10 protein-coding genes are annotated in these 13,054 nt (G+C 32.1%); 8 read left to right on the top strand and 2 right to left on the bottom strand.

The annotated features are described in order from the left end of the window. Window positions 1-83 precede the first annotated feature (83 nt). The 8 genes from ASC44_RS16190 to guaB all read left to right on the top strand — a co-directional run bounded on the left by ASC44_RS16190 (window position 84) and on the right by guaB (window position 10,158). On the top strand, window positions 84-710 hold the full coding sequence (locus tag ASC44_RS16190; protein ID WP_055448663.1) for a LysE family translocator: 627 nt from the start codon (window positions 84-86) through the stop codon (window positions 708-710). A 139-nt stretch (window positions 711-849) separates the two neighbouring features. Then, window positions 850-1,713, top strand: coding sequence for a hydroxymethylglutaryl-CoA lyase (locus ASC44_RS16185; protein ID WP_055435341.1), 864 nt, complete (start codon window positions 850-852; stop codon window positions 1,711-1,713). A 165-nt stretch (window positions 1,714-1,878) separates the two neighbouring features. Then, a complete protein-coding gene (locus ASC44_RS16180; RefSeq protein WP_055448662.1) occupies window positions 1,879-3,087 on the top strand; it encodes a DUF4856 domain-containing protein in 1,209 nt (402 codons plus the stop codon). An 85-nt stretch (window positions 3,088-3,172) separates the two neighbouring features. After that, on the top strand, window positions 3,173-4,270 hold the full coding sequence (locus ASC44_RS16175) for an imelysin family protein (RefSeq protein WP_055448661.1): 1,098 nt from the start codon (window positions 3,173-3,175) through the stop codon (window positions 4,268-4,270). A 60-nt stretch (window positions 4,271-4,330) separates the two neighbouring features. Continuing rightward, the gene (locus ASC44_RS16170) at window positions 4,331-5,695 is read left to right on the top strand and encodes an HTTM domain-containing protein (protein ID WP_055448660.1); all 1,365 of its coding nucleotides are present in this window, start codon (window positions 4,331-4,333) and stop codon (window positions 5,693-5,695) included. Then, window positions 5,676-8,102 (top strand): TonB-dependent receptor family protein, encoded by a 2,427-nt coding sequence (locus ASC44_RS16165; RefSeq protein WP_083476330.1) that lies wholly within the window; start codon window positions 5,676-5,678, stop codon window positions 8,100-8,102. The genes ASC44_RS16170 and ASC44_RS16165 overlap by 20 nt, the downstream gene beginning before the upstream one ends. 118 nt (window positions 8,103-8,220) lie before the next feature. Then, window positions 8,221-8,469: a hypothetical protein gene (locus tag ASC44_RS16160; RefSeq protein WP_055435337.1), complete on the top strand. Its 249-nt coding sequence runs from the start codon at window positions 8,221-8,223 to the stop codon at window positions 8,467-8,469. Window positions 8,470-8,688: 219 nt separating this feature from the next. Then, the gene (guaB, locus tag ASC44_RS16155) at window positions 8,689-10,158 is read left to right on the top strand and encodes an IMP dehydrogenase (RefSeq protein WP_055448659.1); all 1,470 of its coding nucleotides are present in this window, start codon (window positions 8,689-8,691) and stop codon (window positions 10,156-10,158) included. Between the two features lie 105 nt (window positions 10,159-10,263). Here the strand turns inward: guaB and ASC44_RS18135 are convergent, their stop codons facing one another. Continuing rightward, window positions 10,264-10,422 carry a hypothetical protein gene (locus ASC44_RS18135; RefSeq protein ID WP_161805034.1) on the bottom strand — a complete coding sequence of 53 codons (159 nt, stop codon included), beginning with the start codon at window positions 10,420-10,422 and terminating at the stop codon, window positions 10,264-10,266. A gap of 629 nt (window positions 10,423-11,051) precedes the next feature. Beyond that, a complete protein-coding gene (locus tag ASC44_RS16150) occupies window positions 11,052-12,974 on the bottom strand; it encodes a BspA family leucine-rich repeat surface protein (RefSeq protein WP_161805033.1) in 1,923 nt (640 codons plus the stop codon). Between the last annotated feature and the right edge of the window lie 80 nt (window positions 12,975-13,054).

The following is a 13,054-nucleotide window of genomic DNA, read 5'->3' as shown; positions in this document are numbered from 1 at the left end:
ATTTAGTTGGTCGTAAAGAAAAATAAAACTTACATAATATTATTATACATCAATAAAAAGCTATTTTTATCAAAATTTATTAAGTGAATTACGATACACTCATAGCGTTTATAATAGCAACTTCCGTATTATCATTATCGCCAGGACCAGATAATATTTATGTTTTAATGCAAAGCATTGTAAACGGAACTAAGTATGGTCTAGCAACTGTTTGCGGACTTATTTTTGGATGTTTGTTTCATACCACTTTAGTAGCCTTTGGAGTGTCTGCAATATTAAAAGAAAACGATACCTTGTTTTTTATTATTAAAGCTTTTGGCGCTGGTTACTTGTTATACTTAGCCTATAAGGTATATAAAAGTGATGCCAAAGTTGATTTAAATAGTGATGCAGTGCCCAAAAAAAGCATGTTGCAATTGTTTAAGCAAGGTGTAATTATGAATGTGCTTAACCCTAAAGTTTCCATTTTCTTTTTGGCTTTTTTTCCAGGTTTTTTATATTCTGAAACTACAAGTTCTGTAAAACAGTTTTATGTTTTAGGCTTATTGTTTATGGCAACGTCATTTATAATTTTTTCAATAATAGCAATCTTAGCAGGTTCAATCTCTTCATATTTAAAATCTCATAAAAACATAGGCGTTGTTTTAAAATGGTTACAAATAATTGTGTTTGTAGGGATTGCAGTTTTTATTTTATTTTCGGAAAAATAGAGTCTTATAATTTATGGGTTAATAGTCTCTAATTTAGTGTTTTCTATTTGGTTTGGCTTTTTAGGCGCGTTAATTTTACCATAATCTATAAAGAATAAAGATTTGTAAACGACTAATCTTTTTTATCTTTGAATTTAATATGAAAGACCACGTTAAAGTTATAGAATGTCCAAGAGATGCCATGCAAGGCATAAAAACTTTTATTCCCACGGAAAAGAAGGTACAATACATTCAATCTTTACTTCGCGTAGGTTTCGATACTATCGACTTTGGAAGCTTTGTATCTCCAAAGGCAATACCGCAAATGGTAGATACAAGAGAGGTGTTATCTCAATTAGATTTAAGTAAAACAACGAGTAAACTACTAGCTATTATTGCTAATACTCGTGGAGCAGAAGATGCTTGTAAACACCCAGAAATAGATTATTTGGGTTATCCGTTTTCTATATCAGAGAATTTTCAAATGCGTAATACGCACAAAACGATAGCGCAGTCTGTAGTAACGTTACAAGAGATTTTAAACCGAGCAGACCAAGTAAATAAAGAGGTTGTGGTTTATATTTCTATGGGCTTTGGTAATCCTTATGGAGATCCATGGAGTGTAGAAATAGTAGGAGAGTGGACAGAGCGCTTAAGTAAAATGGGTGTTAAGATTTTGAGTTTAAGCGATACTGTTGGTACTTCGGACCCAGAAAATATAGATTATCTCTTCTCTAATTTAATTCCTGCATATAAGGATATAGAATTTGGTGCACATTTACATACTACGCCAACTACATGGTTTGAGAAGGTAGATGCTGCTTATAATGCAGGATGCCGAAGATTCGATGGAGCCATCCAAGGTTTTGGTGGTTGCCCAATGGCAAAAGATGATTTAACGGGTAATATGCCTACAGAAAAAGTACTGTCTTACCTAACGACAAAGAAGGCTTCAAACTTAAATGCAATGTCATTTGAGAGCTCTTATAATGAAGCGACAAAGATTTTTACTAAATATCATTAAAAAACAATGCGCGTAACTACTTGTGCAATAGTCCGTTAAAATTTATTTCATTTTTTATTTAAATTTAGTCTAAATAAACTTGTTTAAATTACTTTTCATTTTTATTTTTGCAGTCGAATTACAAGTCTATTTGTAATTAGTCTAAATAATAATAAAGAAATTAAAATGAAGAAATTCGTATTAGGATTAGCCACTTTAGCAACATTAGGATTCACATCTTGTAACAGTGACGACGATGGAGGAACACCTGTAGTAACAAACAATGTAACAGCTCCAGATACTTATGTGTTTGAAAGAGATGCAGCAAGTACAGTTAGTTTTGGAGGACAAACAACACGTATCCAAATGGCTCAAGAAATTGTTTCAGGATTAGTTAATACTGCGAACACGGAGTTAACTTTAGATAATATGTTTGCTCACGTTGAAAACGCTAACGATTTTAGTGATGCAGCTCTTAATGCTTCAGATAAAAGTGTAAGAAGTAAAGTAGCAGCATCAACAGATTATTTTGCAGCTAATACTACAGACGCTAGTGTTATTAAATCAACATTCGATTTATACATACAAGATCAAGTAAATAATGTATTCCCAAATTGGGCAACTACAGCAACTTCTGGTGTTGCAGGACAAATACAACAAGCAGGTGGAGGTTCTACACGTTATGTAAATGCAAAAGGTTTAGAGTATAACCAAGCATTTGCTAAAAGTTTAATAGGAGCCTTAATGGTTGATCAAATTTTAAACAACTACTTAAGTACTGCTGTTTTAGATGCAGGAGATAACGTTGCAAATAACAATGCAGACGTTTTAGATGGTACTAATAATTACACAACTATGGAGCACAAATGGGATGAGGCTTTTGGTTACTTATATGGTAACGAAGATAATCCTGCTGTTCCTGTATTAGAAGCAGATAAGTTTTTAAGTGAATACTTAGCAAAAGTAGATGGAGATGATGATTTTTCAGGTATTGCTTTAGATGTTTTCAATGCTTTTAAATTAGGTCGTGCTGCAATTGTAGCTAAAGATTATGATGTACGTGATGCTCAAGCTGAAATTATTAGAGCTAAAATTTCTCAAGTAATAGCTGTAAGAGGTATTTACTATTTACAACAAGGTAAAGCGAATTTAGGTACAGATATGGCATCAGCATTTCATGCATTATCTGAAGCTTACGGTTTTGTTTATAGCTTACAGTTTACAAGAAAGCCTGGTACTACAGAGCCTTACTTAACAAAAGACGAAGTACTATTATTAACAGACCAGTTAATGACAGGAAATGGTTTCTGGGATATTACACCAGCGACATTAGATACAATCTCAGATACAATTTCTGCAGAGTTTAGTTTTACTACAGCACAAGCTGGTAGTTAATAACTTATAAGTTTTAAAATAGTAGACGTTTGTTATAAACGTCTACTATTCTTATTTTTGCACACTGAAAAAGAAAAAAATATTTATGAAAAAGTTAGCTTACATTTTTACTTTAATGCTAATAGTTGCGGCTTGTTCTGGGTCTGATGATTCTGACAATGGCAGTGGCAGTACTCCGGATAATTACAATAGAGCTGCTATGCAAACTAACTTGGCAGATAATATAATTATTCCAAGATATCAAGATTTAAAAACTGGATTAGAAACTTTAGCTACTCTTGGTGATACTTTTACAGCAACACCAAACCAAACTAATTTAGATAATTTAAGAGCTGCTTTTGTTAATGCATATAAAGATTGGCAATTAGTAGAGCCTTTTAATATCGGTCAAGCCGAAGTGCTACAATACAGTTTTCAAATGAATGTGTATCCTACAACTACTGCAGACATTGAAGCAAATATTGCTAATGGTACTTACGATTTAACAGCAGTAGGTAATAATGATGCTGTAGGTTTTCCTGCTGTAGATTATATGTTACACGGTATCGCTGCTACAGATACTGAAATCTTAAATAAGTATGCAACTTCAAATTACGCAGCTTACTTAACAGATTTAATTGCACAAATGAATAGCTTAACACAAACTGTGTTAACAGATTGGACAACTAATTACAGAGCTGTTTTTATTAGCAGTACAAGTAATACTGTATCTAGCGCAGTAAATAAGTTTATAAACGATTATATTTTTTATTACGAAAAAGGATTAAGAGCGAATAAATTCGGTATTCCTGCAGGTGTGTTTTCTACAAATCCTTTAGCAGATAAAGCTGAAGCTGTTTATAACGGAACAATCTCTAGAGATTTATCTATTATAGCATTGGATAATGTGCAAAATATCTTTAATGGTAAAGCAACAAGTACGTCTCCAACAGGAGAAGGTTTTTATAACTATTTAATTGAATTGGATAGAGCAGATTTAGCAACATTAATTAATACAAGAATTAATAATGCTAGACAAAAAATACAAGTTTTAAATGCAGATTTAAAAACGCAGGTTGAAACAGATAATACAAAAATGACTGAAGCTTACGATGCATTACAACTAGTAGTAATATCTTTTAAGGTAGATATGCTACAAGCATTTAATGTAAGCGTAGATTACGTAGATGCTGATGGAGATTAATTTTAAGGAACACTAATTTTATTAAAGGTTGATTTTATAAATCAACCTTTTTTTTGCATTATGGATTTTAGCATAAAAACATATTTAAATAAAACTACAGATGCAGCGCCTTTAGCTGTGTTCAGGATTGGTTTTGGATTAATGATGTGTTACGGCATGATTCGTTATTGGTTAAAAGGATGGATTGACACCATTTACATTCAACCAAAATTTCATTTTAAATACTACGGATTCGAATGGGTTAAAACCTTAGGCGATTATACTTATTTGCTGTTTTTAATCTGTGGCTTGTCTGCTTTCTTTGTAGCTATAGGTTATAAATATAGATTAGCAATTATTACCTTTTTCATCAGCTTTACGTATATAGAGCTCATGGATAAAACCACGTATTTAAATCATTATTACTTTATAAGCATACTTAGCTTTTTAATGATTTTTTTACCAGCGAATGCCACTTTCTCACTAGACAATTATACTTCAAAGATTAGTTATAAAACTATTCCGAGATGGACTATTGATGGTATAAAACTACTTTTAGGCATCGTTTATTTTTACGCAGGATTAGCTAAGATAAATAGCGATTGGTTACTAAAAGCACAGCCTTTAAAAATATGGTTGCCTTCTAAATACGATTTACCACTTATAGGCGATACGCTAATGCAACAAGAATGGTTTTATTATGCTATGAGTTGGACAGGTATGTTGTATGATTTATTGATTCCGTTTTTCTTATTGTATAAACGTACTAGAGTTGCAGCCTTTGTAATGGTTATCTTTTTTCATGTGTTTACACGAATATTGTTTCCAATCGGGATGTTTCCGTTTGTAATGATTGTTAGTGCATTAATCTTTTTTGATGCTTCATTTCATCATAAAATATTAAGCAAAATCAAGTCGTTACTGGCATTTACTTCCGCGAAAGCGAAAAAAATAGACTATAAAACCGTTTACAAAGTAAGGTATAGCAAGTTATTGCTACCAATGCTAGGATTGTTTTTTGTGGTGCAATTGGTGTTTCCGTTTAGATACCTGTTATATCCTGGCGAATTGTTTTGGACAGAAGAAGGTTACCGTTTGTCTTGGCGTGTAATGCTAATGGAGAAAATGGGTAACACTACTTTTAAAATAAAAGATGAAGAAGGCAACGCGTTTCTAGTTAATAACTCAGATTTTTTAACGCCTTTACAGGAAAAACAAATGAGTTTTCAACCTGATTTTATTTTAGAGTATGCACATTATTTAGGCAATCATTTTACCAAACAAGGTCACAAAGGCGTAGAAGTATATGCTAAAAGTTATGTGGCTTTAAACGGCAGATTAAGTCAATTATTTATTGATGAAAGCGTAGATTTGTACCAAGAAAAAGAATCGTTTAAACATAAACATTGGATTTTACCATTTACAGATGAAATTAAAGGACTATAGCTTACTAATTATAACATTACTTATCACTTTTGTAACACTTGCTCAAGAGCAAATTACAGGTGTGATAGTAAATGAGCAAGGAGAGAAACTTAAAGACGTTGAGGTTTACAGTAAAAACTTAGGCCTTTTAGCAAAGTCTGATGCTAATGGATTTTTTAAAGTTGAAACAGAAGAAGAAAGCATTGTTTTAACTTTTTTTACATATGAATACAATGTACTTGAGCAAACCATTAATGTTGGCGAAAATAAGAATGTAAAAATCACGTTATTGCCTTTTGCTGAAACAACACTATCTGAAGTAGAATTAACCTCTAGAAAAGCACAAGCATTTAGTTTAAAACGCTTAAAAGATGTAGAAGAGACTGCTATTTATGCTGGTAAAAAAACAGAGGTGGTTTTAATAGACCAGTCTATGGCCAGTTTAGGTACAAACAATGCAAGACAATTATACAGCCAAGTAGCAGGTTTAAATATTTACCAAAACGACGATGCTGGTTTGCAGTTAAATATTGGTGGTCGTGGTTTAGATCCTAATAGAACAGCTAATTTTAATACACGCCAAAATGGTTACGATATTAGTGCCGATGTTTTAGGATACCCAGAGAGTTATTATTCTCCACCAGCGGAAGCTTTACAAGAAATTCAAATTGTTAGAGGTGCGGCTTCTTTGCAATACGGAACACAGTTTGGAGGTTTGGTTAATTTTAAAACAAAAACACCAAATACTAAAAAGCCTTTAGAGGTAATTACAAGAAATACTATTGGTAGTAATGGCTTGTATACTAACTTTACTAGTGCGAGTGGCACAAAAGGAAAGTTTAGTTATTACACTTATTTTAATTACAAAAAAGGAGATGGATTTAGAGATAATTCTAACTTCGAATCTAAAAATGTATTTGCACATTTAGGCTATCAGTTTAATGATAAAACTAAGGTAGAAGGTGAAGTTTCTTATTTAAGATATTTAGCAAAACAAGGTGGAGGATTAAACGATTCTCAATTTGAAGAAGATCCCTACCAAAGTAACAGAGAACGTAACTGGTTTCAAGTAGATTGGTTGTTGTATAATTTAAAATTATCTCACCAATTCTCTGAGGATACTAATTTTACTTTTAATGCCTTCGGATTGAATGCCTCTAGAAATGCTTTAGGTTTTAGAAGTAACCGTGTAGACCAACCAGATGCTAATGGTGTAAGAGATTTAATAAAAGGAGAGTTTAATAATTATGGATTCGAAACACGATTACTAACCAATTACAGTCTTTTTAATAAAAAGTCAATTGGATTAATTGGTGCTAAGTTTTACAAGGCAGAAAACACATCGGAACAAGGTCCGGGAAGTGCTGGCTCAGATCCTAATTTCGATTTTCAATACGATACGTTTCCGAACTATAGTAATCAGTCAGACTTTACGTATCCTAATTTAAATGTTGCTGTTTTTGGTGAGAATATTATCTATTTAAACGATAAATTATCGGTTACACCAGGTTTTAGATTTGAATATATAAACACGCAAAGTGATGGTTTTTTTAGACAAATAAATACAGATGCAGCTGGTAATGTTATTTTAAATGAAAAAAATGAAGATGCATTAACTAGAGAGCGTTCTTTTGTGTTATTAGGTTTAGGACTAAGTTACAAACCAGGAACTAATTTTGAGTTATACGGAAACGTGTCTCAAAACTACCGTTCTGTTACGTTTTCCGATATTAGTATTGTTAATCCTGCATTTACCATTAATCCAGATATTGATGATGAAAATGGTTTAACCTTAGATGCCGGGATTAGAGGAAAGTTAAACAATAAAATATCTTATGATGTTAGTGCCTTTAGTCTTTTTTATAACGATAGAATTGGATTTGTACAACGTGTAGGTTCAGATACAAGTGTAAAGAGCGAACGTGGTAATGTTGGTGATGCTGTTTTATATGGTGTAGAGAGTTTAGTAGAATTTAATTTAGAAAGTTTATTCCTTAATAATAAAGATTATATCTTTAATTACTTTGTTAATGCCTCTTTTGTAGACTCAGAATACACTAAGTCTGATGAGAATGGAGTAGAAGGTAATAAAGTAGAATTTATACCTAATTATAACATAAAAACAGGAATAAGACTTGGTTATAAAGACTTCTTATCTAATATTCAATATACATACTTGTCGTCTCAATTTACAGATGCCACAAATGCTGTCGAAGGTAATTTAAGCGGAGTTATTGGAGAGATTCCTGCTTACAATATTCTAGATGTATCACTATCTTATAAATACAAGAAGTTTAAGCTAGAAGCAGGTGTAAACAACCTTTTAGACACTGCGTATTTTACTAGACGTGCAACAGGATATCCAGGACCAGGAATTATACCATCAGCTAACAGAAACTTTTATACAACGTTAGAGATTAAATTCTAAAACCGAGCTTATTTTAAAACAGTCTAAATACAAACTATTGACTTTCAGTGTGTTTTAAGTGTTTTTGAGATGTGATTTTCTTATATTTAAGAAGTATTAACCTTTAAAACAAGAAATTATGTCGATAAGAATAGGAAATAGTTGTGTTAATTGTCAGAGTTTAACTGCTAACGAAGTTTGTAAAGTACATGCCGTAAAAGTAAGTGATAATTATACTTGTGATAGTTTTGAAATGAAGGCTTCTTTAAAAAATGATCCTAATTGTAGTTCTTGTGCACGTTTTGAATCTTCAAACTGTGCAAACCCACAAAAAGCAGCACCAGGAATGTTATGTTCGCAATGGGCTCCACAAAATGCTCAAGCTTAATTTTAATAATAGTTTAAATAAAAAATGACCACTTTTTAAGTGGTCTTTTTTGTTTTCTAGTTTTAATAATGACAAGTAATTTTTTAACGTTGCATTCATATTTAAACGCTAAGTGTTAAAGTAATCTAATTATATACTATTTATTTTACATTCTAAATTGAAAAACAGTATTTATTATATAATTATATATATCTTTACTCGCAATTAATTCCAATTGCAATGACAGCACACGAAAATAAAATAGTAGGTGAAGGTTTAACTTACGATGACGTATTATTAGTCCCAGCTTTTTCTGAAGTTCTTCCAAGAGAAGTCAATATTCAAACAAAATTTACACGTAACATTACCATTAACGTTCCTATTGTATCTGCAGCGATGGATACAGTTACAGAAAGTAGAATGGCAATTGCTATGGCTCGCGAAGGCGGAATAGGTGTTTTGCATAAAAACATGACTATCGAAGAGCAAGCGGCGAAAGTGCGTAAAGTAAAACGTGCAGAAAGCGGTATGATTATCGATCCTGTTACATTACCACTTACGGCTGTGGTTTCAGATGCTAAAAATGCCATGCGTGAGCATAGTATTGGAGGTATTCCAATTGTAGATGATAATGGTAAATTAAAGGGAATTGTTACCAATAGAGATTTACGTTTCGAACATGAAAACAATAGACCTATTGTTGAGGTAATGACAAGTGAAAACCTAATAACTGCTCCAGAAGGAACAAGTTTAAAAGGTGCAGAGACTATTCTTCAGAAAAATAAAATCGAAAAACTTTTAATAGTTAAAGATGAAATTCTTGTTGGTTTAATTACGTTTAGAGATATAACTAAAGTAACTCAGAAGCCAATCGCAAATAAAGATACTTACGGTAGATTACGTGTTGCAGCAGCAATTGGAGTAACAGGAGATGCAGTAGATAGAGCAGAAGCTTTAGTAAATGCAGGAGTAGATGCTATAATTATAGATACAGCGCACGGTCACACAAAAGGTGTGGTTAACGTTTTAAAAGAAGTAAAAGCTAAATTTCCAGATTTAGATGTTGTTGTTGGTAATATAGCAACAGCAGAAGCAGCAAAATATTTAGTAGCAGCAGGAGCAGATGCTGTAAAAGTTGGTATTGGTCCAGGTTCTATTTGTACAACTCGTGTAGTTGCAGGTGTTGGTTTTCCTCAGTTTTCGGCAGTATTAGAAGTTGCAGCAGCTATTAAAGGCTCTGGAGTTCCAGTAATTGCAGATGGAGGTATTAGATACACAGGAGATATACCTAAAGCAATTGCAGCAGGAGCAGATACAGTAATGTTAGGTTCTTTATTAGCAGGAACAAAAGAATCTCCAGGAGAAACAATTATTTACGAAGGACGTAAATTTAAGTCTTACCGTGGAATGGGTTCTGTAGAAGCTATGAAACAAGGTAGTAAAGACCGTTATTTCCAAGATGTAGAAGATGATATTAAAAAATTAGTACCAGAAGGTATTGTTGGTCGTGTACCATATAAAGGTGATTTAGATGAAAGTATCCACCAATTTATTGGAGGCTTAAGAGCAGGAATGGGTTATTGTGGTGCTAAAGATGTAGCAACACTAAAAGAAACTGGAAGATTTGTAAAAATTACAGCTTCTGGAATTAATGAAAGTCATCCACATGATGTTACTATTACTAAAGAATCTCCTAATTATTCTAGATAGAATTATAGGTTTATATAATATTGAAAAAGCACAACCATTGGTTGTGCTTTTTTTATGTTTTCGAAAATAATATAACGTTTTTATATACGTGGTTGGCAATTGTGTTTATTCACAACCTCCATTACAATCTTCTGCGTTATTGTAGTCTTCTTTACTAAATGTGTAAAGGAATTGATCATTTCCAATATAATTATAGCTTCCATATCTGTATATATTTCTATTATTAGGTTCAGAATAACCATTAGAACCTACTTGCATTGTCATTTGTTTTTCGTTATTCAAGATAACTACTAAAGAATCTCCAACACTAAATTCGCTTCTCGCGAAACTATCATCTGAATAATCTAAAGGAGATGTAGAGCCTCTTCTAAATAATTTTCCTTGTAGAGTATTATTTTTTGTTTAAACATCTACTAATTCATTAGTAGACGTTAGATAAAACTTTAGTTTTATTGGAGTTTCAGTCTCGTTTTAAACAATATATTGTGTAGAATATATTTCAAGTTCTTTAACACAACTTGATATTGTTAATATCAATAAAAAACATATAATTTTTTTCATGATTATTTAGTTTTTAATTTAATCCACTTAGCTTTTCTAAGTCAAGGCCTTTTATTAAATCAGTTAGAATTAGTTTTTCTTTTATTCCACTTTCCAAACCGTTTTGAGATTTGTCATCATCAATAATCAGAAAATCAGATGGCTTAAATACCGCTATAAATTTTGAGAATTCTTCTTTTCAGTTTTTACAACCTGCACATTCAGATAAAATGGTGAACGTGTATTTAGAACATCATCATAAGTCAAAGAATGATACAAATTTTTTTTATACTTGAGTAATCACTTACTGCTGACTTTAGTAAGGTTTAGTAAGAAAAACTAATTAATCTTAACTATTTTTTTGTTGTAATTGAATGCTTTGAGTTGATTTTAATAAAATACATTCCGTTACTAAAGTTCGTCAAATCAATATAAGTTCCATTAATATAATCGCTTATTTCTTTGATCTCCTGACCATGTATATTTAATATTTTAATACTTGAATTCACACCATCTAATCCTTGAATAGTAATCTTTCCAGTAGTTGGGTTTGGATAAACTATTTTATCTTGTATACTATTTGAAGAATTACTAAGCGTTGAGCAGTCTAACCCATTGTCTGTTATGGTCCAATTAAAATTATTTATTATAATCTGCTTTTCATCTTCTCCATTGCAATAGTTACTATTGCCAGCATGAAAATTGATATTACTGTTTAATGGTAAAGCAGACCAATTAATTAATAAACTATCATAATTTTCAATAGATAATGCAGCCCCGTTAAACATTTCTTCCATTGTTGTGACGTTGCTAACATTCCAATTACCTAAATCTTGATTAAATGAGGTAGCATCTGTGAACATAAATTCCATGTTTGCTACGTTACTCACGTCCCAAGATCCTATGTCTTGATTGAAATTTGGTGCCTCACGAAACATGTACTTTGTATTAATTGCACTACTAACGTCCCAAGAACCAATATCTTGATTAAATACATTAGCTTTATAAAACATTACGCCTAAGTAAAAAACATTGCTTACATCCCAATTGCCAATGTCCTGATTAAAATTATCTGTACGTAAAAACATGCCATTCATATTAATAACATTGCTCACATCCCAATTCCCTATATCTTGGTTAAATATTTTTGCACCATCAAACATAAAGACCATTGTAGTTACATTGCCAACATCCCAATTTCCGATAGGTTGATCAAATATTTTTGCACCACTAAACATTCCGTGCATTTCTGTAACACTACTTACATCCCAACTGCCAATAGGTTGATTAAACATTATAGCTCCACTAAACATTTGAGTCATATTTGTAACACTGCTAACATCCCAATCACCAATAGGTTGATTAAATACTTGCGATGCAAACATAAAGGACATATCTGTTACACTACTTACATCCCAACCTCCAATAGGTTGATTAAAAGCATAAGAAGCTGTAAACATTTCATGCATATTAGTTACATTGCTTACATCCCAAGCTTCAATAGGTTGATTAAAAAAGCCTGTAGTTCCGAACATGGATTCCATATTAGTTACATTACTGACATTCCAAGCTTCAATAGGTTGGTTAAAAGCCCAAGCACGATTAAACGTTGATTCCATATTGATTACACTACTAACGTTCCAAACTCCAATAGGTTGGTTAAAGGACCAAGCGTCATGAAACATAAATCTCATATCAGTTACATTGCTCACATCCCAAGAGCTTATATCTTGGTTAAAGCCATTTGCATTGTCAAACATCCAACTCATATCACTTACATTACTCACATCCCAAGTGCTAATATCTCCATTAAAATTTACCGCATTATGAAACATATGACTCATTGTAGTAACTATTGATAAATTCGGTACGTCAGTTGCATTAATTAGTAGATTACTACAGCCTTTAAAACTATCTCTCATGCTAAGCCATTGTTGCATTCCCCATTGGTCTATGCTTAGTATTTTATCTTTGTCTCCCTCATCATTAAAGTGAATAAAAGGAAAATCACCTTGTATAGCTACTGTGTATGTTCCAGCACTGGCATAAGTGTGTGTTATGTTTCCCGTAACACTAAAATCATCAAATACTCCATCATTTTCCCAATCTATGTCGTAATTATACCCTTCACCAAAAGTTGGGATTGTTATTTGAACATCGCTTGAAGTTCCTGAATTATCAGTTTTCCATGTGGTAATGAATTCGTTTTGCGATACAATTTGACTTGGATTTGTAAGGCAATATAGTAATATTAGAACTGAGATAAATTTTGGCATGTGTGTCATAGAAGGGAAATAAATTATTGTGTTAAGTTATTGAATTCAGAACAGTTTTTCATTATTATAGTTGATGTCAC

Source organism: Lacinutrix mariniflava (assembly GCF_001418015.1).
GTDB lineage: Bacteria > Bacteroidota > Bacteroidia > Flavobacteriales > Flavobacteriaceae > Lacinutrix > Lacinutrix mariniflava.
Note: the sequence above shows the minus strand (reverse complement) of the source record. Positions and strands in the feature narration are given on the sequence as shown.